The organism is Desulfobulbaceae bacterium (assembly GCA_013792005.1).
Lineage (GTDB): Bacteria > Desulfobacterota > Desulfobulbia > Desulfobulbales > VMSU01 > VMSU01.
Window position 1 is genome coordinate 1 of the sequence record VMSU01000216.1, and the last position, 24,665, is coordinate 24,665.

Sequence of the window (24,665 nt, forward strand, 5' to 3'; positions counted from 1 at the left end):
ACATTGACAGAAATTATGAGGACGTAGGCGCTAATCTTGCCACTACCGCGTTAAAGATCCATTACGGAGTGGAAGAGCGCCGTGACATCAGAGGAGTCGTCACGGCGCAGGAAGAGGCGATGCTGAACAATGAAGGGATACAACTTCTCAAGGTGCCGGTGATCAAGGAAGAGGACGATAATCAATGAAGAGCAAACGATGCTGTGATTATCGTTGTTAACGGTCTGGTTCTGTTACCCCTTCCTGTGCCGTTTCACCAAAATTACAATTGAGAAATTCGCATTCGCGGGGAGAGAGATTGAATCTGATCTCCGCTTCTTCCAACAGCTGGCGGCGCTTGGTCTCAGGCCGGTTTTGCATAGCTTCTCCCAGCCATTGAAGCGCCTGCCTGATCTTATCGCCAGGCGGTTTAATGCAGTCGGTTTCTGCCATGGTTTAGTATTCCGGTTTGAAAATAATGCCACCGAGTGGAGGCACGGTGACAGTGATGTGCATGGGGGCCTCGCCGAATGGTTCATGAATCGGTATCTTGAGGTCATTGTTCTCCATGTTGCTGCCTCCGAACTGACTACTGTCGGAGTTTAAGACCTGGCGGTAAGGGACATCGGCTAAGACGCCGAGCTTGTAGTTCTGGTGGGCCTGTGGGGTGAAATTCAACAGGCAGACCATGTGGTCGCGCGGGTCTGTCGCCTTTCTGGCAATGGCGATGATGCTGTTGTTGACATCTTTGAAATCCAGCCATTGGAAACCACTGTAGGTGTGGTCTTCTTCCCAGAGCGCCCGGTTTTCTCGGTAGAAATGGTTGAGCGTTTTTACAAACTGTTGCAATTTCTGATGCATGGGGCGTTCTTCAACTAAGTGCCAGTCCAGGCTGACCTTGCAATACCACTCAGAGAGCTGTCCGAATTCTCCGCCCATGAAGAGAATCTTCTTGCCGGGGTGGGTCCACAGATAGAAAAAGAGCAGGCGGAGGTTGGCAAATTGCTGCCACTCGTCGCCAGGCATCTTGGCGAGCAGGGAGCGCTTACCGTGAACCACTTCATCATGGGACAAGGGTAGCACGAAATTTTCTGAGAAGGCGTAGAGTAGGGAAAAGGTTAAAGCATTATGGTGATATTTACGATAAAGCGGGTCGCGGCTGAAGAAGGCCAAGGTGTCGTTCATCCAGCCCATGTTCCACTTAAAGCCAAAGCCCAAACCACCTGCGTCAGTGGGTTTTGAGACCCCGTAAAAGCTGGTTGATTCCTCAGCGATCATGGCGACACCGGGGTATCGTTCGTAAATCACGCTGTTCATATGCTTCATGAATTCGATGGCATCCAGATTCTCTTTGCCGCCATGGGGGTTGGGGAGCCATTGCCCGTCGTTGCGGGCATAGTCAAGGTAGAGCATTGAGGCGACTGCATCGACCCGGAGCCCGTCAATGTGGAATTTATCGAGCCAGAAGATGGCGTTTGAGATCAGGAAACCGATCACCTCGTTACGGCCATAGTTGAAGATATAGGTACCCCATTCGGGGTGATGGCCCTGACGTGGGTCTTGATGCTCATACAGAGCTGTGCCGTCGAAGCGGCCTAAGCTGTGACCGTCAGTGGGGAAATGGGATGGCACCCAATCAAGGATAACACCGATGCCGTTCGCGTGGCATTGGTCGATAAAGAACATGAAATCATGGGGCGAGCCAAAACGGCTGGTGGTGGAGAAATAGCCGGTAACCTGATACCCCCAGGATTCATCCAGAGGGTGTTCCATGACCGGCATAAGCTCGATATGGGTGAACCCCATCTCTTTGACGTAAGGGATCAATGAGCCTGCCAGCTCTCGAAATGACAGGAATCTCTGTGGGTCTGACGGGTCGCGCCTCCATGATCCGAGGTGGACCTCATAGGTGGACATCGGTGAATGATAGATAGTGGTGGATGAAGAGTCCCGGGAGGTCATCCATTCCTGGTCGTGCCACTGATACCCATCGAGGTCGGTTACCATGGAGGCGCTTTTCGGACGCATCTCTGCAGTAAACTGGAGAGGGTCAATCTTCTCCAGGATATCCATGCTCTGGGTCCTGATCTCATACTTATAGAGATCGCCCTCGCCAAGACCGGGGATAAACAGCTCCCAGATACCGGATGAACCAATAACCCGCATCTGGTGCACCCGACCGTCCCAGTAATTGAAATCGCCGATGACGCTGACTCTTCTGGCTGAAGGGGCCCACACTCGGAACAAGACCCCGGAGTGACCATCAATCGTCATTGGGTGGGAACCGAGTCGGTCATTGATATGATAGTGGGTGCCGCTGTTAAAGAGATGACTATCGAATTCGGTTAAAAGCGGGAGGACGCGGTAGGGGTCTCGGACATTTTTGGCAATACCATTATAGAGAGTGATTTCGTAAAAATAATCGACTGGCTGACTGAATGAGGAGATGATTACTTCAAAGAGACCTTCTTCCCGCATTTTGTACATATCGATCTTTTGTTCACCGAGCACTAGTCGGACGGATTCAGCCAAAGGTTGAAATGTCCGGATAACTGCCGAGGGTTTATTGGCATCGATAAGATGAAAACCGAGAACCATAAAAGGATCGTGCTGGTCTGAAGCGAGAACTCTGTCGAGTTCTTTGACAATATCTATAGACATATGAGACTCATTGAGAAAAAGTTAATAAAAACGGGTAGGCATATTTTTTTGTACAGTGTAGCATAAAACGAATAAAACCAATAAAAAAATAAACTTCACCAAAATCTTTATAGAACAACTGGAGTGCCTGTTCCGGTCTCAACAGTTGATTACGGGAGGGGGGAGCAATGAAAAACACACTGATTCGCGCAGCATGGATATTCCTCACACTGATTGCCATGTTTTTTACAGGTTGCAGCACCTTGCGAGGGGTTGGGCAAGATATTGAAAAAGGAGGCGAGGCCATCCAGCGGGCGGCTACCAGGAAGTAGCTACCGCTTGGGAGAAATTGGGCAGCCAAGGAGAGTGGCCTGGGCACGGAAATAATCATCGGTCATTCCGGCAATAAAATCGCGAACTATGCCGGCTGGTGGGGTTTGAGCCAGTCGGTGCGGGTCAAGATAATGTGCGAAGTCGCTGATAATGGTTGAGTTGTCGTCCTGGTTTGCCAAGTGGCCGAGGTAAGTCGAAAACATCCGATCAAAACAATGTTCCAGCTCCTTGCTCCCAACTTTAACCTTGGGATTCAAGTAGATCGATTGATAGTTAAAGTGTTTTAGACTCATGAGCGCCTCAGCGATACGGGGACTAAAGCTTATGGTGGTCAAATCGCTGCTGGTTTCGATGAGATCGGTGACTAAGCGATAGACAATCTGACCGTTGGTATTGCCTAAGATTTGAACACATTCAGATGGGAGATCGTCCCTGGTGATAATTTTCAGTTCGATAGCGTCCTCGATGTCTCGACCGATATAAGCAATGGTGTCGGCCAGGCGCACAATACATCCCTCAAAGCTCATGGGAATTAACTCGGTCTTCGGGGTCATGGCCTTGCTCGCGACTTCAAGGTCTAAATCGGCAAAGGTCTTGTTGAGTTGGGGTGCCAAGGTGTTACGGTTCACCTCGCCATCGTGACACAGAATACCATCAAGGGTTTGCAGGGTTAGGTTTAATCCTGCTCCTTTTTTCTCGAGACACTCTAGAAAACGAAGACTTTGCAAGTTGTGCAAGAATGGCGGCAACCCATATTTGACACAGAGTGTGGATAGGATAGTCTCGCCATCGTGACCAAAGGGCGGATGGCCCAAGTCATGCCCCAGAGCGATGGCCTCAATCAAATCTTCGTTAAGGCGCAGGAACCGTCCGATAGTTCGACCTATTTTCGATACCAACTGTACATGCAGAACCCGATGGGTAATATGATCGTTGGCTACCATGGAGAAGACCTGGGTCTTGTCGATGTACCGGGTATAAGACTTGGCGTGCAGGATTCGATCACAGTCCACCGCGAAATTCTGGCGGTATCCCTGTAATAGTTCGGGATTACGGCGGATGCCATCGACACTGAAACAGGCGCTCGAATGTAGATACTCTTTTTCCCTGCGATCAAGTTCTTGCTGGATAGTATTTAAGGATGTCCCTGTTGTGTTCATGATCGATAACCCTCGATTCTACTGGATGTTTCTGGAAAACAATGTCTTGTCCGATCTATTGGGAGAAGGTTCAATGTTGTTTTTGCCTACTGTATCCCAAGGAGATTTTATTCGGCAACACTTTTGTTGTATAGCCATGTAACCGTTCACCAGGGGCACCGAAACTACAGGTAACCCCTAAACTGTAAACGTTCACAGTGCTGCTGAACGTTTACGTAGCCATCAACCACACAATGCCAAGACCATGAAAATAATTTTGGCCCCTATCATGGGGGTCACTGATCGGATATACCGGACAACTTTTGCCCAACATTTTACCGGGGTCGATCTTTCGATGGCGCCGTTTATCAGTTCGGTTCAGGCAAGAAGCATTAAACCGTCCTATCTGAAAGACGTACTACCTGAAAACAATTTATTGTTACCGGTAATTCCACAGATATTAAGCAATAACTCCGATGACTTTCTTTTTTTGGCCAATAAGATTTTTGATCTCGGATTTGAGGAAATTAACTGGAATCTCGGTTGTCCCAGCCCTACTGTTGTCAACAAGAAAAGAGGGTCAGGACTACTGCCATTCCCTGAGGTAATTGATCGGTTCCTCGAACGGGTAATCCCTCAATTGACGAGTAGACTTTCAATTAAATTGCGCCTTGGTCGTTACCATGTCCACGAAATTGAGGCCCTGTTGCCTATTTTTGATCAATATCCTTTAACCGAGCTTATCGTGCATCCTAGGCTTGGCGCCCAACTCTATTCGGGCGGTGTAGACCTTGACACCTTTGCTCAGGTTCTTAGCCAGACAAGGCATCGAGTTGTTTATAATGGTGATATCACCAAGATTGACAATTTCTCCACTCTTCGAGCGCGCTTTCCATTGATCGATTCATGGATGATTGGTCGAGGCCTGTTAGCAGATCCTTTTCTTGCGGCGAAAATAGTATCTTTTCTTGAAGCAGAGACCTCGAACTCATTACCAGGTACGAACGTTCAGATAAGAGAAGACGGGAAGAAATGTGTTGTGTTTAACCAGAAATCTTTGCAATTTGATGGGGTAGGGACTAATCCATCCTTGAAAAGCGATAAGGACATGGCTATATTAGAGACATTTCATACCGTACTCTATGGTCAGTACAGAGAAATTCTGTGCGGTCCTGCGCATTTACTGGCAAGAATGAAATGTTTTTGGGGATATTTTTCCGAAAACTTTACTAATTCACCCAAGGTACGTAAAAAAATATATAAGACGAATTCACCTGATCAGTACCTTGAGGTAACCCATCAACTCTTTGCAGAAGGTGGTCTTCCCCTTTGATACACACCCTCCCACGGCCTTTCACCCTTATTTAAAGTAATCATTTTCCCAAAATATGGACTGTTATGAGATTAAAACAATTTATTGGATTAGGTATCATTTCTATATTGTGTTTTTCAACCTTTGCATTAGCAGCGGTTACACCCTCGAACGAAGTTGGTTACGATAGGAATAAGGCCAAACTTTTGAGTTATGTCTTGAGCCAGGAGTTGCAAAAGAATCATTTTTCGCACAAATCAATTGATGATAAACTTTCACAGGATGCCTTTGCGTTGTATCTGAAACAGATCGATCCACGAAAACAGTTTTATTTGCAAAAAGATATTGACGAATTACAGCATTTTTCAACTAAGATGGATGATGAGATGCGTGGTGGTCAAATTATTTTCCCTTTGGTGGCAGAAGAGCTTTTACGATCAAGAGTTTCTCAAGTTACTAAGTTTATCGACGAATTCTCCAGTCAGAACTTTGATTTAACCAAGAAAGAAGAGCTTGAATCTGACAATAAAAAACTTCCCTATTGTCAGACCGACGAGGAACTTAAAGATCGATGGAGGAAGTCGATTAAGTATCAGATCGTTTCTCAGTCTTTGAATCAGGATGCGGTTAATGATGTAAAAAAAGATCTTGATGAGGCCAAGAATACTCCGCCCAAAACAGAGCAAGTGTTACAACAAGAGGCTAAGGAAAAAGTAATAAAAACTAACCGCGAACTGCTCGACCGAATGATGAAGCGTGAGTCGAAAGAGCAATATGATCGGTACTTTTCAGTCATCGCCCGAGCTTTTGACCCGCATACTGATTATATGCCGCCTACGCAAAAGGAGGATTTTGATATTCATATGCGTGGTTCATTGGAGGGTATCGGCGCTGAGCTTCAAGAGGAGGATGGGTTTATCAAAGTCAAGCGGATAATCCCCGGTGGAGCGGCATCTCGGCAAAAACAGCTGGTAGCGCATGATATTATATTAATGGTAGCCCAAGGGAAGGGTGACCCGGTTGATATAACCGATATGCGTATCAATGATGCCGTGCGTCTTATCCGCGGACCCAAAGGCAGTGAAGTCACCTTAACGGTTAAGAAGGTAGATGGACAGACCTCTGTGATCTCTATTATCCGTGACGTTGTTCAGCTGGAGGAAACGTTTGTCAAATCTGCTGTCGTTAAAGCCAGCAACATGGAGCAGTATGGTTATATCAAAATTCCTACGTTCTACCGGGATTTTCAAGAAAATGGACATGGGAGTACTGGCCGTAACGTGACCGATGATGTTAAAAAAAGCCTTGCCGAAATCAACAAGACTAAGACTGCTGGCTTGATTATTGACTTGCGCAATAACGGTGGCGGAGCTTTGGTCGATGCGGTGAAAATCGCCGGTCTTTTTATCAAAACCGGACCGGTGGTTCAGATTAAAACCAGTGATAATAAGGCGGAGATCCTCTACGACTATGATGTGGATGTCTACTACCAAGGCCCTATAGTTGTATTGATTAATCGATTCAGCGCTTCAGCCTCAGAAATTTTGGCAGCAGCGCTACAGGATTATCAACGTGCCCTGATTGTCGGAAGCGATCACTCCTATGGGAAGGGAACGGTTCAGACCCTGATCAATATGGACAACGATCTCCCCTTGCTCGGACTCAGTATGGGGAGATATAAACCACTTGGGGCCTTGAAACTCACTACCCAAAAGTTCTACAGGGTAACAGGCGCCTCGACTCAGGACAAAGGAGTAATCTCAGACATTGTTCTCCCTGACGCTTTCAGCGCTTCTGAAATTGGAGAACAGTACGAGGAGCATGCTTTGCCGTGGGATACCATTGAACCGGCGTCCTACGAAAAGTGGGAAGTATTTCCTTTTTCCCTTGCAACTCTCATCCCCGTGAGTCAAGAGAGGGTCAAGGGTAACAAAAAATTTATTGAAATCCAGAAGCAATCTGATGAAGGCAAAGATCGGTTAAAAAACACTCTGATCACGATTGATCTTGATTCGGTTAAAAAAGAACGAGACCGGATGAAAGAATTACGAAAGACTTCTCGTATAGGAGGGCATGGTTTCGATGCAGATGATGAGGAAGATCAGGCTCCTGACCATGAATTGACCTCCAAAGAAGAGGAGACCCGTCTTGTCGAGAGATTGAAAGAAGATCCCTATATCCTCGAATCATTATCCCTGCTCGGAGGAAGCGCTTCTGGTCAAAGCACCAGCGTTGTCGGTGTTGCTACCCAAGAATCTGTTCTTTGATTGTTTCTTAATGACTTGGGTTATAGAGTTGTATGATGTGGAGTGAACATTCTATTAGGCCGGGGCATGAAATATCAAAAGGCACTATCGGCTTTACACGAATATATTAGTAACTTTGACCCAGAGGAATTTAGCTCTCCTCCAGATTTTACCCCGTCTCAAGTTCTTTCTGTGGAACAAAGAGCCGAGATCCAAAAATTGAAGGCCCGACTAAAGAGAAAGCGACTTCTCTTAGAATCGATTCATGCCTTACATGATCGAGATGTTCAGAGCCAAACAGAAATTATTATCACTCAAGAAGAGGTTGATGCCTTGCTGGAGGGTTGGAGTGATTCCGAAGGCAGTAAGTAATCGTAAATGATTGCTGTTTTATTGTCGGCTTTTATTGATTGTTTTATCCTGTTTCCCGAGAAATAGAGGCGAAATACAACTCAATGAGGAATTAAGATGAAAGGCATTGTATTTTTAAAAACTCAACAGTGGTTATTTCTGGTTCTGGTAGTTCTGGTGTCAAGTATATTGGAACCTAATTACGGGGTATGTCAACCTGCCGGGGCTCCAACAAGCTTTGCCGATTTGGCCGAACAATATGGGCCGACCGTTGTCAATATCTACAGCACACAAACTATCCAGTCCCGAAATCTTCCTTATGAGTATTTTTTCAATAATAATGAACAGTTGCCTGATATATTCAAGCATTTTTTCGATTTGCCGCAAGGTCCACGAAAACAGCCTCTGCCAACTCAAAAAAGGACCAGCCTCGGTTCCGGGGTCATTACTTCTGCAGATGGCTATATTTTAACTAATAATCATGTGGTTGAAAATGCGGATGAAATTAATGTCCGTCTCTCTTCCTCCGAGGAGTACCGGGCAAAAATTATTGGCCGAGATCCCAAAACCGACCTCGCTCTTATCAAGATAGATCCTAAACATGAATTGAGTTATGCCTCTTTTGGTGACTCCGATACCTTGCGAGTAGGTGATTGGGTGTTAGCCATCGGCAACCCCTTCGGGTTTGAGCAGACTGTCACCGCAGGGATTGTCAGCGGTAAGGGGCGTACAATCGGTGATGGGCCATACCAAAACTTCATCCAGACCGATGCCTCTATCAACCCGGGCAATTCCGGCGGCCCACTGTTTAATCTGGCAGGTCAAATGATGGGAATCAATACGGCAATATTCAGTCGTAGCGGTGGTAACATCGGACTTGGCTTTGCCATTCCAGCAAATATGGCGAAAACTGTCTTTACCCAACTTCAAAGAACCGGCAAAGTAACGCGCGGTATGATTGGGGTAATGATTCAGCCTGTCACCCAAGACTTTGCCCGTCAGTTTAAGCTTGATCGTGCAATTGGCGCCCTTGTTGGACAAGTCACACCTGACAGTCCCGCAGAGAAAGCGGGAATTATGGCGGGTGATATCATCCTCAAGTATCAGGGGCAGGAGATTACCCAAGGAACCATGCTTCCTGCGCTTGTTGCTGAAACTCCTGTTGGCAGCAAAGTCCAGGTTCTCGTATATCGTAACGGTCAAGAACAGATCTTTGATATTATTGTTGGTCAGTTGCCCGAAGAACGGTCATTATCTGGGGGGGCCAATGATAATACCATTGAGGAGGATTTGGGCTTTACAGTTCAGAACCTGACCCCTGAGCTGGCCCAGTCCCTTGGCATTGATGAGCAGTCCGGTCTCTTGGTTACTGATGTCAGACCTGGGAGTCTCGCGGATGATGCGGGACTCCAACGCGGCGATCTTATCGTTGAAGCTGGAACTGGACAGAAAAGACAGGCGGTCACGTCTGCTCGAGACCTGGAAAATATTTTTAAGGCGAACACGGATCAGAATATCTTGCTGCTGGTAAAATCTAACCAACAGACTAGGTTTGTGCTCTTAAAACGGTCCTGAATTGTGAGGTGACGATGGAGGGTTTACTAGAGATACTCGTTCCGTTGGTCCGGTTGCTCAGTTCCTCCGTCCTTGTGGTGCTGTTCTTTATGTTTTTTGTCCGGCCTCTGTTTAATTATTTTATTGTGAACAGTGAAATAGAGCATCGTAAAAAGTTGATCGAAGAGTTTGATGTGCCATCGGCGGCTTCTTCTGTGATTAACTCTACCCCTGACGCCATGGATGAAGACTTGACGCAACCAAAGGATGAAGGCATGGATGCATTAAACCGGATGGCAGCCAGTAATTCCGACAAGGCGGTGGATTTAGTAAAACAGTGGGTTAACTCCGATTCTAAACGATAATCGTTTTGTATTATGACAAATTATGGTCATTATATTGTACGTTTTATGATTGCAAAGGGAGTCTGTTTTTAAGAACCTTTTAGTTCGGATGCCGTATCGAGCTGCTTGGCATCGTGTTGGGATCGACAATCCAGATCACTATAATTCGAGCGCTTGACACGTTCCTGAACAGCAACCCCTTGGACTGACTTGCATACACTATGTCTTCTTCCTCTCCGCCACGACGAAACGGGTCATCTTTTTTTCTTTTTTTCCTGATCGTATTGGTTTTATGGTTTTTCTTCGCCAAGCCTCCAATTCTTCCCCCCCGTCCAGATGCGGTCCCGAGACCAGTTGAAGCAAGGGGAGATTTGGCATCAGACGAAAAATCAACCATTGAAATATTTCAACGTTCCGCCCCTGCTGTTGTTTATATCACGACGAGCGCTTTGCGGCGTGATTTCTTTAGTCTCAATGTATATGAGATCCCCCAGGGAACAGGCTCTGGTTTTATTTGGGACAGTGAAGGTCATATTGTCACTAACTATCATGTGGTGGAAGGCGCTAATAGGGTTGATGTCACCTTAAACGATGGCAAATCGTTTAAGGCCAGTGTTATCGGTGTTAGTCCGGAGAAGGATATTGCCGTCCTTTTTGTGAATGCACCCGTTGAAAGTCTTCCTCCCATAATTATTGGCGAATCCAGGAATCTTCTTGTCGGGCAAAAGGTATTTGCCATTGGTAACCCTTTTGGACTTGATCATACCATGACCTCCGGGATCGTCAGCGCTTTGGGACGGGAAATCAAATCCGTGACCGGACAGACTATTCGGGATGTAATACAGACTGATGCTGCTATTAATCCAGGAAATTCAGGAGGGCCGCTTCTTGACAGCGCAGGAAGATTGGTTGGGGTAAATACGGCTATTTACAGCCAGACCGGAGAAAGCGCGGGGATTGGATTTGCGGTGCCGGTAGAAGTTGTTAACCGGGTAGTTCCAGACCTGATTAAATACGGCAAGGCTATCCGCCCCGGCATTGGTGTTACCATCGCTAATGATACCGTAAATCGACGATTAAAAAGTCAAGGAGTTCTGGTCATCAATGTTCAGCCAGGAAGTGCGGCAGAAAAATCCGGAATAATCGGCACGTACAGAGAAAATGGCAAAATTATTCTAGGTGATATTGTTGAAAGTATTAATGGAGTGATTTTGAAAAATTTTGACGACCTTAGACACGAACTTGACAACTTGGCCATTGGGCAGGAGGTGATTCTTGGTATTATTCGCGGTGGAGAGCACTTTAACGTCACAATAACCCTGGAAGAAGCTGGGTGATATGAATTGGTGGACTAAGGCTCTACGCAGTCTCATTACCTCTGATACCAGCGAGAAGCTTGACTTGTTCAAGACTTTTCCTGGGTTTCGTCGTTTTCTTGCCACCCGCCATCATTACGCTATCTTGCGCACGGCTGGTGATATCCTTTTTTTGGTTGTACTTATCTCTGGTTTTTTCGGACCCAACGATGCGACCCGGAATGTCGCAGTATTCCTTACCTGGGGACTCCTTTGGCCCGCGATTGTCTTATCGTGGTTTTTTGTCGGAAGGATGTGGTGTGGTATCTGTCCATTTCCCGGGCTTGGTGTTTTCCTACAACGAAAGGGACTCTCTTTCTCCTTGAAAATACCAAGTTTCTTGCAGAAGTATGGAGTGTATTCTTCGGTTTTTCTTTTAGCTGTAATTATCTGGATCGAGGTCGTCGCCAATTTTGATCATTCTCCGTTAGGCACCTCGTATTTAGTGTTGACTATTATTCTTGGCTCTGCCGGGTTTGCTATTGTTTACAATGGCCAGGCGTGGTGTCGGCATTTATGTCCGCTGGGGAGGATAAGTGGAGCCGCTGCAACCCTGGCCATCACGGAGTTTCGTGCTAACCATGATCGCTGCAGGAACTGTAAGACTTTTGCCTGTCAGCGGGGTGGAGAAGGAAAAAGAGGGTGCCCTGTCTATCTAGGGGCCTATTCGGTGAGAAATAATCTCCATTGCCTGGTGTGCGGACACTGCCTCACCACATGTGATCGGGATTCACCACAATTCTTATTGCGCAATCCCTACTCGGAACTCATTACTAATAAAGGACGTTATATCACCTGTAGTTATATCGTGCCATTTTTGATTGGGTCACAACTAGCAAGATTCCTTCGGCATAAAGAAGCCTATGTGGTTGTCTTAGACCTAGTTGGTGGCTCGGATGCAGCAGCTTTTAGTCTGCTTCTCGTTTTCAGTTTTGGCTTAGTCCTAGCCGGAATCAGATTTGGCAATTTCCTCTTAGGAATCGACACAGACCCGATAGTTGGACGTTTGTCTCCGATGGTCCCTATCCTGATCCCCATGGCTTTTGTGGGAGAACTTGTCTATCGGATGTGGTTTTTTGCAGGGGGGATCGGTGAATTTATTCCGACATTGGGACGACAGATGCATTTGCCTTGGATGGAGAGTCTTGCCTTCAGTATCCCTGATTCCCCTGTGCAGATTCTATCGGCTTTCTTTATGCTTAACGGTGCGGTTGCTGCCGGCTATATTCTCTGGAGATTTTGCATGGAGGATTTCGATGGGCTGGTTAAGCTCAGTCATTTTATCGCGCTGAATTGCCTGATTAGTGTTTTTCTGCTCGCTTATCTTGCGGTTATCTTCTAAGCGAAACTGTTGCGCAGGCCTTATTTCTTGGCAGGACGGATATGCTTCTGGCTCTCTGCCATAGCTGCGGCCGTCATTTTTCTGAACCTCGCCAAGGCCCTCATGTCCTGAGTTCTGTCAGACTCATCCATAATCTCCTCTCCCATGATCTCTTCGATAATATCTTCCAAACTGATGATACCGGTTAACCCTCCGTACTCGTCAACAACGACAAAGAGATGCTGACGGTGCTCTATAAATTCCAAGAGAACATTGGGTAGAGCGACAGACTCGGGAACGAAATGGGGAGGTTCCATCAGGTCAGATAGTTTGACATCGATTTTACCTTCTGCAATCTTGACCAGAACATCATTTCTTAAGACAACTCCTACGATATCCCCTTGATCTTTATCGTAGACCGGAACTCGGCTATGAAAGTTCCATTCCGGCTGGAGGACTGCTTCGTTAACAGTCAAGTTAGCGTTAAGTGAAAAGACCACTGTCCTGGGGGTCATGGCCTTACGTACGGTTTTATGCTTCAATTCTAAAATATTAACAATAATCTTTTCTTCCTGGCGGGTAATGCCGCCTGATTTCTTGCTCAAGGCAGCTATGACCTGAATCTCCTTGGCAGTGATGAAAGATTGCTGCCCAGGTTTTTCGATCAATCGAGTAAGGTGATTACTGAGCCAGACCAGGGGGGTAAAAATTTTAACCAGGGCCATCAGTGGATGGGCAATCCACGGCATAAGTTCTTGACAGTAGGAGACGCCAAGAGTTTTGGGGATGATTTCCGAAAAAACCAGAATGGCTAAGGTAAGGATAAAAGAGAAGACACCTAACGTATGGTCACCGAAAAGTTCGGCGGCCGCTGCGCCGACAATAGCCGCACCCATAGTGTTGGCTATAGTATTTATGGTCAGGATGGCGGTAATTGGTTTGTTGATATCGGCCTTGAGTTCTTTCAATATCGCCCCAGAGCGCCGACCAGAACCTGCAAGAACTTCAACTTGGCTTGTAGAGATGGAGTAGAGAGCTGCTTCTGTGAGACTGGAAAGGAATGAAACAATTATGGCAAACGCGACAGCCAAACATAACTCGATTAACACGGGGTCTCCTTGCTGAGATTTTAATAGTGAAGGTAACTGATTGGTTGGTTAACTGCTTAACACTACCCATGTTGTTCCGTTGGCCCCATCTTTTAATTCAATTTTCTTAGCGAGCAGTTGATCTCGGATCTCATCGGCACGAGCCCAGTCTTTGCGGGCCTTGGCAGCCAATCGCTCTGTAATGAGGGCTAGCAGCTCATCCTCTGTCATCGCTATATTCTTTAGATGAGCAGTTTGTTGCTTGGCAAAGAATGAGACTGGATCTTGCCGGAGCAATCCCAGGATGTCTGCGAGGCTGACTAACATCTCTGCGCCGGACTTAAGCAGGGAAATATCTGCTACTGCAGGTTTTTTAGGTAGGGATTGTCTGATCCGGTTGATCGCTTTCGCTCCATCAAACAGAACACCTAAGGCCTGGGCGGTATTAAAATCGTTGTCCATTGCCTCACAGAATCTTTGGTTGAGAGAATTGACAGCAATAACCTCTTCAGGTTTAGCGCTGATGGGCACTCCCTCATGGCCAGCTGGTAATTGCTGGCAGTCGGCAAGACAATTATAGAGGCGTTTGACTCCGGTCTGGGCATCCTGAAGCGCTGAGTCGGAGAAATCAAGCGGGTGCCGATAATGGGTAGAAAATACCATCAGCCGTAAGGCTTCGGGGTGATGGTCCTGAAGAACTTCCCGGATGGTTAAAAAATTATGTAGAGATTTGGACATTTTCTCATTGCTGATTGTTACGAAAGCGTGGTGAATCCAGTAGTTGACGAAGGTTACTCCGCTAGCGCCCTCGCTTTGGGCAACTTCATTTTCGTGATGAGGAAAAACAAGATCTTCCCCGCCACCGTGGATATCAAAGGAGTTGCCGAGATATTTCCGGCTCATTGCCGAACATTCAATGTGCCATCCCGGACGTCCAGGCCCCCAAGGACTGTCCCATGTTGGTTCCCCTGGTTTGCTTCCCTTCCAGAGAGCAAAGTCCATAGGATTATTCTTACTTTCATTAACAGAAATACGGGCTCCGGCCTGTAAATCTTCTATGATTCGACCAGAGAGCGAGCCGTATCCGGGGAATTGATTGACGGAGAAATAGACATCATTTCCTACTTGGTAAGCTAACCTCTTGTGAATCAATTCTGTTATTAAATCGATAATCTCAGGGATATGGTCAGTCGCTTTGGGTTCGATATCAGGGGGAGTCACCCCAAGTTGCGCCATGTCGGTATAAAATTCATCAATAAAACGGTTGGCCAGTTCCTCTGAGGTGGTCCCCTGGTCATTGGCACGGTTGATTATTTTATCATCGATATCAGTAAAATTTCGGACATAGGTAACAGCGTATCCTCGAAAACGAAGATAATTGACAATCATATCAAAAATGAGCGTGGAACGGGCGTGGCCGATATGGCAATAGTCATAGGCGGTAATGCCGCAGACATACATTTTTACATGACCCTCTGTCAAAGGGATGAATGGGTTTTTTTGTCCGTTTTTGGTGTCGTATATTCGTATGGTCATCCTAGCTCTCGATTCAAACTGTGTTTTATGGTAGTAATGGTTCTGTAATAGTCCATCGAATTCAGGTAGAGATACATTATTACCTTCGCTCTATCCGAAATTGGGTGATCAGGAAAGATTTAACGTATCGTACGTTTACCAGAAATAGATAATCCCTTCATTAAATAACATCAGGTTAAGGCATGGTCAAGGTAGCTATGAAAAGGAAAGAAAAATTAACTAACGGAATAACAATCCGATATTTTGATGAATCAAAAAAAATTGCCGGTGATCGCTGGCTGGTTAAACTGCGGTGTCATGCCTCTATTCCTCAGCAAGAATGGATGATGGAGGCTCTGAACGGGGACGATGAGCAAACACTCTTTTGCCGTGAACAGTTTGGGGGGCAACTTTTTTACGAGGCATTCAGAGAGCGTAATTTTATCGACGACGGGGAAAAAGATAACGTTCTCATTCAATTGCGTAACTGCTTTGATGACAATGTGTTAGGTTATCTTGCCAAAGAAGAGTTTGTAAAACAACTCTTTACAACCAGGAGATCTGAGTGGGAAAAACAGTACCTTTTACAGTCAAAATCTTCTTTGCTACAAGATGTAGGTGACGATGACGATCCTGAGCCAGTCGATTTCTCAGCGTGTTTCCTTTGATCATGAAGGTAGAGCACGCGAATAACTTCTTGACAAATGAAGCGTTGAGCAGCATATTTCAACATTTTTCATAGTGATGGGAACGAATAATAATTCACCATTACTGGAGTTTTAGCATACTTACTAACTTTCCCTGGCGTCATCCAGGAGGAACACTTTTGCTTCCCCTGGAATCAACCCCCCTACCATGATATTTGAGGAGAACAATGAAGGTACTCATCAGTGATAATTTAGCCCCAATTGGCGCAAAAATTCTTAAAGACGCCGGAATTGAAGTGGACATCCAGACCGGCCTTACTCCGGAAGAGTTAAAAAAAATTATTCCGGAGTACGACGGTTTGGTAATTCGTAGCGCCACTAAGGTTACTGACGAAATCATCGCTGCTGCTGATAATCTTAAGGTTGTTGGCAGGGCTGGTATCGGGCTTGATAACGTGAATATTCCGGCTGCCAGCAAAAAGGGGATTGTGGTCATGAATGCCCCGGACGGAAATGCTACCACAGCCGCTGAGCATGCCATCTCTATGATGATGTCATTAACCCGTAATATCCCTCAGGCCACCGCTTCCATGAAGGAAGGCAAGTGGGAGAAAAAGAAATTTTCTGGCCGTGAGGTTACGGGAAAAACTTTTGGTATTGTTGGTATCGGTCGGATCGGTGCCATCGCAGCGGATCGAGCCAAAGGCCTGAGGATGAAAGTTATTGCTTTTGATCCCCATATGCCGAAAGAAATTGTCGATAAGTTGGGTGTTGAACTCGTTAGCCTGGAAGAGTTGTGCAAACGTAGTGATTATATTTCAGTTCATGTGCCGTTCTTAAAAGAAACCGCCAAGTTGATTTCAGCCGATATGTTCAAGCTGATGAAGCCAACAACTATGTTTATCGATTGTGCTAGAGGCGGTGTTGTTGACGAGGAAGCACTGTATGATGCATTGAACAATAAAACGATCGCCGGGGCAGCTTTGGATGTCTTTGAAGTTGAACCGACAACTCTTGATAATACCCCCTTGCTTTCGCTTGATAACTTCATCTGTACACCCCACCTTGGAGCTTCGACTGCTGAGGCTCAGGAAAATGTCGCCATTGCGATTGCCGAGCAGATGGCCGATTACCTTAATACTGGGAGCATCACTAACGCTGTTAACGTCCCATCCGTCAGCGCTGATGTGATGAAGCAAGTTGGTCCGTATCTGACCCTGATGGATCGCATGGGTGCGTTTCACATGCAGATTACTAAAGGGGGGATTGAAGAGATCTCTATCGAATATATTGGTGACCTTGCCAATGCCAATGTTACTCCTGTCACTGTTTCATTCCTGAAGGGCCTGTTCACCCCGATCCTGAAAGAGGCGGTTAACTTCATTAATGCACCGATGGTTGCAAAAGATCGCGGAATTAAGGTGATTGAGTCAAAGACCAATGATTCAGACGATTTTACTAACATGATTAAGGTTACCGTCAAAACAACGGATGGGGAGAACACCTTGGTAGGGACAGTGTTTGGTAAAAATGAACCTCGTTTGGTGCGTTTCAATACCTTCCGCATGGAAGCTGTGCCAGCCGGTCCTTTGCTGTATGTGCACAATAAGGATGTGCCCGGTGTGATTGGCGCGTTGGGTACTACTATCGGTACTTTTGGGATCAACATTCGGAATATGACTGTTGGTTCAGAGGATTCCCAAGGACAGAATGTTATCCTGTTGAATACTGATCGCTTACTTTCAGATGATGAACTGGATAAGGTTCGACAACTTCCCCATGTAAGTCAGGCTATGGCGCTTGAATTGCCATCTTTGTGAGATGGCTCTGGCTTGCTGATTCGATTTTTTCGAAAAATATCTTTTTAAATGCAAAAGGCCCATTTTTGAGCATGTCTTCTTTTTTTAATCTCTACTGTCTGGAGGGAGTATGAACACCCAGAGCGGAAAAAATGAAGAGCCATGCCCCTGTGCACCTGGCTTGGTATTAAAGAATGGTAAATGTGTGATGCCTGACGTTTCATTTACCACGTTCTTTATGGCCTTGAACTCATCTGCTCTTTATCATCTTGGTGAGCTTTTTGATCCGGTTACTGGGAAGCAACAAAAGGATATGCTTCTCGCTAAACATACTATCGACACCATGTCCATGCTTCAATCGAAAACACGGGGAAATCTTACTCATGAAGAAACCGAGTTGGTTGAAACCAGCCTGTATGATTTAAAGATGCGTTACGTAAAAGCTCGTTCCTGATACTCATTGACTTCACGGGGAATAAGCCTCTGGTTCCCCAAAAGGAGACGTGACAGATCTTGAGTATGAGCGAACTTAATATTGAAGCGCCGGCTAAAATAAATCTTTTTCTGGCGGTGCTTGACAAGCGAACGGATGGTTATCACAACATCAGTTCAGTAATGCAAAAAATTGATCTAGCCGATTCAATCAACTTGAGGATTGGAAGGCAGGGGATTCAGTTGTGTTGCCCTTCATCGTCACTACCAGCAAATAGTTCTAATCTGGCATGGAGAGCTGCAAAAAGTTTTTTTGAATTCACTGGAATTCCTGATAATTTACGAATTACGTTATATAAAAAAATTCCCATTGCCGCTGGGTTAGGTGGTGGCAGTAGCGATGCCGCAGCTGTGCTTGTTGGACTGGACAAATTATATGGTACCGGACTCGGCAGTGAGACCCTGCTTTCATTAGCTGCAAAACTTGGCGCCGATGTCCCTTTTTTTATTGTCGAGGAGCCAACAGCGTTAGCAACAGGGACTGGAACAGAACTTAGTCCATTTTCTGGGCCGACCGGGTATTGGCTGGTTTTAGTGAATCCAGGGTTTGCTGTGCCAACTCGATGGGTGTATGAGAATTTAATATTGACAACAGGCAACAAGTCTTATAGTTTAGGCGGCTCTTTACATTCTGTTGATAATTGCATCTCTTTACTTGGGTCTGTTTTTACAGGTAACCAAACAAGTCACACATTGTTTAACGACTTGGAAGATGTGACGATCACAAAGTATCCAGAAATATTAAAAATAAATGATACGCTTAATAATGAAGGGGCGATCGCTTCTCTTATGTCAGGAAGTGGTCCAACAGTATTTGGGGTTTTTAAAGAATACCCTTTGGCTCAGAACGCATTCGCCTTTTTTCAAAATCTGTATCGCGATGTTTTTTTGGTCAACCCATTATAATAAAAAGATTTACACTGGGGTGTCGTCAAGCGGTAAGACACAGGCCTTTGACGCCTGCATTCGTAGGTTCGAATCCTACCGCCCCAGCCAAATTTTATATCTGTGTATCAGAGAAGAAAGGGACGCAAGAGATGCCAAGAAGCATGCAGATATTTACTGGTAACGCCAACAAACAACTTGCTACAGAAATATGTCGACACATGAATATGGAACTGTCCAAGGCCGAAGTAAGAACCTTTAGTGATGGTGAAATTTTTGTTGAGATTGGTGAGAATGTTCGTGGCAATGATATCTTTATTATTCAGCCCACTTGTCCCCCTGTCAATGATCATTTGATGGAGTTGGTGATCATGGTTGATGCCCTAAGGCGTGCATCAGCGCGAAGGATTACTGCTGTCTTGCCCTATTATGGTTATGCACGACAGGATAGGAAAGTAGCACCCAGAGTTCCTATTACGGCAAAAGTAGTTGCTGAGATGATGATGGTGGTCGGTGTCCGCCGGGTTCTGACTATGGACCTTCATGCCGGACAGATTCAGGGTTTTTTCAATATCCCGGTAGATAATCTATTCGCAGCCCCTATTTTGCTAAAACATATTTCGAGTCAGTTTGATGAGGTGGTGATGGTATCTCCTGATGCTGGAGGTGTTGAGCGAACCAGGGCCTTTGCCAAGAGGTTAAATGCGGATTTGGCCATTATTGACAAACGCCGAGAACGCGCCAATGTCTGTGCGGCAATGAATGTTATTGGTGACGTTGCCGGTAAAACAGCAGTATTGCTCGACGACATGGTAGATACGGCAGGAACCTTATGCTCAGCAGCCGACATACTTATGGAGAGGGGGGCCAAAGAGGTACATGCCTGTTGCTCCCATGGTGTCCTTTCAGGCCCAGCCATTGACAGGCTTGAAGCATCGCAAATCAAGCAATTGGTAATCACTGACAGTGTCCCACTGCGTGAAAACGCGCTTAAGTGTAAGAAGATTAAAGTTCTTTCAGTCGCAGAACTTTTTGGTAACGCAATTTCCTGTATTCATTCAGAAGATTCTGTTAGTTCGTTGTTCGTATAATGTTTCGCAGATTTTTCTGAGCATTTCGAGCAAGAACGCTTGTCTTGCTCAAATTTTAATATAAACCGATGAAATCCGGTGTGGAGGGTTACGCAGATGTTACAGTTCGATTTAAACGCCCAAGTGAGAAATAGTTTCGGGAAATGTGAATCTCGCAGGTTTCGTGTGGAAGGACTTACTCCAGCAATCGTGTATGGGCATAACACGGAACCGTTAGCACTTAAGATGAACACCAAGGAATTGACGCAAACCTTGTTGAAGGTTCAGAGAAGGAATGCCGTTTATAACCTTAATGTAAAGAATGAACAGAGTGATGTTTGTTTACACGTTATGGTTAAGGAACTTCAAACAGATCCGATTAGTGACGGATTGCTTCATGCCGATTTTTGTTCTATTTCACTTGATGCCCCATTAGTGTTTACGGTCCCTGTTAATTTTGTAGGCAAAGCCAAAGGCGTCGATTTAGGCGGCGATATGACCATCTTTATCCGAAATGTTACTCTTAAAGGATGTCCTCTTGATATCCCTGAATCTATTGAAAAAGATCTCAGCGATTTGGGTGTTGATGAGAAGATCACCTGTGCTGATTTGAATATTCCTGCTGGTGTTGAGTTGATTACTAATAAGGATAACGTGTGCGTGTCTGTCTCAATGCCAGTTGTGGTGCAGGTTGAAGAGACTGCTGCTCCTGCCAAGAAAGGCAAGAAGAAGTAATCAGAGAGTACAGGTAGTTCCCGAAGGGGATGAACTAAGCTCGATTGACTTTTCTACTATAGTATTATAGTTACACGCATTTTTTTTTAAAGCCAAAAAAGGTATGACCCTTTTTTGGCTTTTTTTATGCACTTTCAAGGGAGAATAATCATGCATCTTATTGTTGGGCTCGGCAACCCTGGGGCGACCTACCAGGGTACCCGTCACAATATCGGCTTCCAATTACTTGATTACCTCGCTGATACACTTCATGTCTCATTCTCCGATTCCAAATGGAATGCCCGAGTCGTCAAGACTTCACTTAGTGGAAATGGTGTTATCTTGGTCAAGCCTGAGACGTTCATGAACGAAAGCGGAAGGGCGGTTGGCGCAATCGCCACCTATTATAGGATCAGGCCAGAAAACATTATCGTAGTCCATGATGATCTGGATCTTGCTCTTGGTCGGATCAAAGTTGTTGTCGGTCGAGGTGCTGGTGGGCACAACGGAATCCTGTCGTTGGTTTCTCATCTGCAGAGTAATGACTTCGTCAGAATCAGATTGGGTATTGGGCGTCCTGATCCAATGATCCCTGTTAAAAATTTTGTCCTTACCAGATTCAGTAGCGAAGAGCGGGCCTCAATTGATGGTGAGATGACGATTATTTGTCAGACGATTCAATTAATTCTTGAAAAGGGTCCTCTGTTTGCCATGTCGATGGTTAATAGCCGTAAGGTATGATAACTAGTTGATTTATAACGATTCAGCGGCTGTTTCGATCTCAGATTTGCATAATGGCCAAAAATGTGGTATAGTGTCTCATCTTTCAAGTTTATAAAGTATACCTCTCCTTCTCCACGATTGATCTTCTCTCCCTTAAGTCTTAACCTTACGAGACTGCTTCTACTTGGACACAATGAATATGGTCAAAAAAAATCTCCTTGCATTTCAGATTGGTGACATGGCAGTTTACCCTGCTCATGGTGTAGGAAAAATTGAATCAATAGAGACTCGGGCTGTTGGTGATCTTAAACAATCATTCTATGTAATTAATATTGTCGCAAACAATATGACTATTATGATTCCAACCTCTTCATCTGCCAATGTTGGATTGCGGGCTATTATCAAGGCGGATCAAGTCGATGAGATATACTCCATACTCCAAGACCGGGACGTCACTATCCCCACACAACCCTGGAATCAGCGGTATCGGGATTACATGGACAAAATCAAGACAGGTTCTGTGCATGAAATTGCAAAAGTATTACGAGATTTGTACATTCTTCAGACTGACAAGACTTTGTCTTTTGGTGAAAGAAAAATGATGGACACTGCTCAGAATTTTCTGGTTAAAGAAATATCACTTGCAAACTGCACCAATGAGGATGTTGTAGCTCAACGTATTAATCACATCTTTTCATAATAGTTGGATTTGAGTATATCTGCTGTTATCTGATCATTCATTTCTCTTTAGCCCCTTGCATACTGTCGAAATATAAACGGATTCATTGTTTTTTCTGTATTAATGATGAATTTCTAGTATTGGAGGGGGTTTCAACTGGATAAGTCTTTTGGTACAGATTTTTCTCCAATAAAATAACCCCGTGTCCACTGATATTCTCATTGACATACCTGCTGAGCACTTAGTCGAAATTACCGTGCTTGAGTCAAATCATGGTCAGCGACTGGACCAGTTTTTGGCACAGCACGCGGCACTTTTTTCAGGCGATTTTTCCAGGGCCATGTTTCAAGAACTGATAGTCAAGAAAAAGGTTCTTGTAAATGACCTGGTTCGAAAGAATAACTATCGCGTTAGAACCCATGAGTTAATTCAAGTTTCGGTCCCGGCTCCAATACCATCCGAACTAGTTCCGGAGCCTGTTGAGTTTACCCTTGTCTACGAAGATGATTACATTCTTGTCCTCTCCAAACCTCCAGGTATTGTTGTGCATCCCGCCTGCGGCAACCTGACAGGAACTCTGGTCCACGGATTGTTACATCACTGTACCGGACTTTCAGGTATAAACGGTCAAATAAGACCAGGAATAGTCCATCGTCTTGATAAGGATACTTCAGGGGTGATGGTTGTTGCAAAAAATGACGAGGCTCATCACTCCCTATCCAGTCAGTTTAAAAATAAAACTGCGAAGAAAACCTATTATGCCCTCTTGGATGGTGTACCATCTGGAAAGGAGGGGAAGATCTGTTCGTCGATCGGACGTCATCCGGTTAACAGAAAAAAAATGGCTGTTGTTGCCGAAACGCGTGGCAAGGCGGCGGTGACCAACTGGAAGGTGATGACTCGCTTTGACCATAATTTATTATGGGCTGAAATCGGAATTGAAACTGGAAGGACACATCAGATCCGAGTCCATATGGCATCCATTGGTCTCCCTGTAGCTGGAGATGCAGTGTATGGGAAAAAAAATGATAAGTACAATGACCTTGGGATTAAACGCCAATGTCTTCATGCATCACGACTTTCGTTCTCCCACCCCGCCACTAATCAGCAAGTCACATATGTTGCTGAGTTGTCCCCAGATTTGGCTGGGGTTCTCGAACTGTTACAGTTCAGTGTACGTGAATTATGAAAGGAATTGATCTGGACCTGTCGCCTCAGGCTATAGCTGTGACTGGGTGTATAGGATCAGGAAAAAGCAAAGTGGCACAATGGTTAGGCCATGAATGGGCGCTTCCTGTTTATGATGCCGATGACGAGGTGAAAATATTGCTCTCACCGGGACATTCTGGCTGGATGTGTTTAAAAGCAATACTCGGTGAAACTTACTTTGATATTGAATCCCGGTTAAACAAGTCAAAATTGCGTCAGGCTATTTTTGCCGATGCCTCATTGCGTCAGAGTGTTGAAGATGCTCTTCATCCACTGGTTCTGGAAAATCTTAAGGTAAAAACTGCTCAGTTCACTATGCCATGCCTGGTTGAAGTTCCTTTACTCTATGAGGTCAATTGGCAATCTTACTTCAGTAAGGTTCTGGTTGTGTACGCTGATCCCAACACCTGTATTCACCGGGTCATGGCCCGGGATGGAGTTAACAAGGCTCAAGCTTTGGCTGCGTTACGCAATCAAAGGTCCATACAAGAAAAAATTTCATTTGCTGACTGTGTAATTAACAATAGCGGTGCGTGGACGGACACACTTTCTCAGCTCGAAGCAGTTAAAAAAGCAGAGTGTCTCCCTTTTGGTAAAAAAAAACTTGACACTCTCTGTTACTAGCCCGTATATAAACATATAAAGTTTGTTGTTGAGGCAAATTTCAGGCGGAAATTTTAATTCTCCGTATTCAACTCTGTCCCCCCTCCATTCAAGCCTGAATTAATCATACCCCAAAGATCTTTTCACTCATAACCGAACCGCCTCCTTTGAGCAGCTCAGATGTTGCGTATACTTTGTTCAATTTGAAGGTACAGCACATCAGTTTTACTAATTATTTATCATATATATTCACTCTCTAAATTGCCGCTGTCCTGTACAGCCCACACAACTTATAATCCTTGGTCCTCTATTGTCCTTAGGTATTCCTTACTTATTGTCAATGTTTGATCATGGTAACCACTAATCGAGCCTCTTGGGACACCCAACAGCAAGGAGAATTGCCTTTATGGATTTGGCGGAATTAAAACTGAAAAAGATCGAAGAACTGACTAAACTCGCAAAGAATTACAAGATCGAGGGGTATAGCAGTCTACGCAAGCAAGAATTGATCTTTGAGATTTTAAAGGCAATTGCAGCGCATGAGGAAAAATCGGAAAGTAATCGAGGAAATGGTGTGCTGGAGATATTGCCGGATGGTTTTGGCTTTCTTCGAGCCCCAGATTACAACTATCTCCCTGGTCCTGATGATATCTATGTTTCTCCCTCT

General features: G+C 45.3%; 25 protein-coding genes and 1 tRNA gene. 21 read left to right on the forward strand and 5 right to left on the reverse strand.

The window, feature by feature from the left end:
- Positions 1-2: 2 nt before the first annotated feature.
- Positions 3-188, forward strand: a complete 186-nt coding sequence (locus tag FP815_13780; protein ID MBA3015995.1) for a DUF1178 family protein — start codon at positions 3-5, stop codon at positions 186-188.
- Positions 189-216: 28 nt separating this feature from the next.
- On the opposite strand, the gene FP815_13785 is transcribed toward FP815_13780, so the two are convergent.
- Together FP815_13785 and glgB are read right to left on the reverse strand one after the other, a co-directional pair.
- The gene (locus tag FP815_13785; GenBank protein ID MBA3015996.1) at positions 217-432 is read right to left on the reverse strand and encodes a hypothetical protein; all 216 of its coding nucleotides are present in this window, start codon (positions 430-432) and stop codon (positions 217-219) included.
- A 3-nt stretch (positions 433-435) separates the two neighbouring features.
- Positions 436-2,640: a 1,4-alpha-glucan branching protein GlgB gene (gene glgB / locus FP815_13790; protein ID MBA3015997.1), complete on the reverse strand. Its 2,205-nt coding sequence runs from the start codon at positions 2,638-2,640 to the stop codon at positions 436-438.
- 167 nt (positions 2,641-2,807) lie between these two features.
- On the opposite strand from glgB, the gene FP815_13795 reads away from it, so the two are divergent.
- Positions 2,808-2,951, forward strand: a complete 144-nt coding sequence (locus tag FP815_13795) for an entericidin A/B family lipoprotein (GenBank protein ID MBA3015998.1) — start codon at positions 2,808-2,810, stop codon at positions 2,949-2,951.
- On the opposite strand, the gene FP815_13800 is transcribed toward FP815_13795, so the two are convergent.
- Positions 2,952-4,112, reverse strand: a complete 1,161-nt coding sequence (locus FP815_13800; protein MBA3015999.1) for an HD domain-containing protein — start codon at positions 4,110-4,112, stop codon at positions 2,952-2,954.
- A gap of 244 nt (positions 4,113-4,356) precedes the next feature.
- Between FP815_13800 and FP815_13805 the strand changes: the two genes are divergently transcribed.
- From FP815_13805 to FP815_13835, 7 genes are all read left to right on the forward strand, one after another.
- Complete coding sequence (locus tag FP815_13805) at positions 4,357-5,424, forward strand: tRNA-dihydrouridine synthase family protein (protein ID MBA3016000.1); 1,068 nt, start codon at positions 4,357-4,359, stop codon at positions 5,422-5,424.
- A gap of 65 nt (positions 5,425-5,489) precedes the next feature.
- Positions 5,490-7,670, forward strand: a complete 2,181-nt coding sequence (locus tag FP815_13810; GenBank protein ID MBA3016001.1) for a tail-specific protease — start codon at positions 5,490-5,492, stop codon at positions 7,668-7,670.
- 66 nt (positions 7,671-7,736) lie between these two features.
- The gene (locus FP815_13815) at positions 7,737-8,021 is read left to right on the forward strand and encodes a hypothetical protein (GenBank protein ID MBA3016002.1); all 285 of its coding nucleotides are present in this window, start codon (positions 7,737-7,739) and stop codon (positions 8,019-8,021) included.
- Positions 8,022-8,117: 96 nt separating this feature from the next.
- Positions 8,118-9,575, forward strand: coding sequence for a DegQ family serine endoprotease (locus tag FP815_13820; GenBank protein MBA3016003.1), 1,458 nt, complete (start codon positions 8,118-8,120; stop codon positions 9,573-9,575).
- Positions 9,576-9,589: 14 nt separating this feature from the next.
- Entirely contained in the window at positions 9,590-9,919 is a 330-nt protein-coding gene (locus FP815_13825) for a hypothetical protein (GenBank protein ID MBA3016004.1), read from the forward strand.
- Positions 9,920-10,119: 200 nt separating this feature from the next.
- Positions 10,120-11,235, forward strand: coding sequence for a trypsin-like serine protease (locus FP815_13830; GenBank protein ID MBA3016005.1), 1,116 nt, complete (start codon positions 10,120-10,122; stop codon positions 11,233-11,235).
- A gap of 1 nt (position 11,236) precedes the next feature.
- Positions 11,237-12,595, forward strand: a complete 1,359-nt coding sequence (locus tag FP815_13835; protein MBA3016006.1) for a 4Fe-4S binding protein — start codon at positions 11,237-11,239, stop codon at positions 12,593-12,595.
- A 20-nt stretch (positions 12,596-12,615) separates the two neighbouring features.
- Here FP815_13835 and FP815_13840 read toward each other — a convergent pair whose 3' ends face one another.
- Positions 12,616-13,683 carry a DUF21 domain-containing protein gene (locus tag FP815_13840; GenBank protein ID MBA3016007.1) on the reverse strand — a complete coding sequence of 356 codons (1,068 nt, stop codon included), beginning with the start codon at positions 13,681-13,683 and terminating at the stop codon, positions 12,616-12,618.
- Positions 13,684-13,731: 48 nt separating this feature from the next.
- The gene (locus FP815_13845; GenBank protein MBA3016008.1) at positions 13,732-15,198 is read right to left on the reverse strand and encodes a cysteine--tRNA ligase; all 1,467 of its coding nucleotides are present in this window, start codon (positions 15,196-15,198) and stop codon (positions 13,732-13,734) included.
- 197 nt (positions 15,199-15,395) lie between these two features.
- Here FP815_13845 and FP815_13850 point away from each other — a divergent pair, with 197 nt between their 5' ends.
- From FP815_13850 to rho, 12 genes are all read left to right on the forward strand, one after another.
- Positions 15,396-15,845: a hypothetical protein gene (locus FP815_13850; protein MBA3016009.1), complete on the forward strand. Its 450-nt coding sequence runs from the start codon at positions 15,396-15,398 to the stop codon at positions 15,843-15,845.
- Between the two features lie 206 nt (positions 15,846-16,051).
- Positions 16,052-17,644: a phosphoglycerate dehydrogenase gene (locus tag FP815_13855; GenBank protein MBA3016010.1), complete on the forward strand. Its 1,593-nt coding sequence runs from the start codon at positions 16,052-16,054 to the stop codon at positions 17,642-17,644.
- 109 nt (positions 17,645-17,753) lie between these two features.
- Positions 17,754-18,077 carry a DUF1844 domain-containing protein gene (locus FP815_13860; protein ID MBA3016011.1) on the forward strand — a complete coding sequence of 108 codons (324 nt, stop codon included), beginning with the start codon at positions 17,754-17,756 and terminating at the stop codon, positions 18,075-18,077.
- 59 nt (positions 18,078-18,136) lie between these two features.
- Entirely contained in the window at positions 18,137-19,021 is an 885-nt protein-coding gene (gene ispE / locus FP815_13865; GenBank protein MBA3016012.1) for a 4-(cytidine 5'-diphospho)-2-C-methyl-D-erythritol kinase, read from the forward strand.
- Between the two features lie 15 nt (positions 19,022-19,036).
- Positions 19,037-19,111, forward strand: a tRNA-Gln gene (locus FP815_13870).
- A gap of 41 nt (positions 19,112-19,152) precedes the next feature.
- Complete coding sequence (locus FP815_13875; protein ID MBA3016013.1) at positions 19,153-20,091, forward strand: ribose-phosphate pyrophosphokinase; 939 nt, start codon at positions 19,153-19,155, stop codon at positions 20,089-20,091.
- 96 nt (positions 20,092-20,187) lie between these two features.
- Positions 20,188-20,805, forward strand: coding sequence for a 50S ribosomal protein L25 (locus FP815_13880; protein ID MBA3016014.1), 618 nt, complete (start codon positions 20,188-20,190; stop codon positions 20,803-20,805).
- Positions 20,806-20,931: 126 nt separating this feature from the next.
- Positions 20,932-21,525, forward strand: coding sequence for an aminoacyl-tRNA hydrolase (locus FP815_13885; protein ID MBA3016015.1), 594 nt, complete (start codon positions 20,932-20,934; stop codon positions 21,523-21,525).
- 181 nt (positions 21,526-21,706) lie between these two features.
- Entirely contained in the window at positions 21,707-22,207 is a 501-nt protein-coding gene (locus FP815_13890; protein ID MBA3016016.1) for a CarD family transcriptional regulator, read from the forward strand.
- A 199-nt stretch (positions 22,208-22,406) separates the two neighbouring features.
- Complete coding sequence (locus FP815_13895) at positions 22,407-23,375, forward strand: RluA family pseudouridine synthase (GenBank protein ID MBA3016017.1); 969 nt, start codon at positions 22,407-22,409, stop codon at positions 23,373-23,375.
- Complete coding sequence (gene coaE, locus FP815_13900; GenBank protein MBA3016018.1) at positions 23,372-24,019, forward strand: dephospho-CoA kinase; 648 nt, start codon at positions 23,372-23,374, stop codon at positions 24,017-24,019. The genes FP815_13895 and coaE overlap by 4 nt, the downstream gene beginning before the upstream one ends.
- A gap of 385 nt (positions 24,020-24,404) precedes the next feature.
- On the forward strand, positions 24,405-24,665 hold a 261-nt coding region (rho, locus tag FP815_13905), incomplete at its 3' end, for a transcription termination factor Rho (protein ID MBA3016019.1).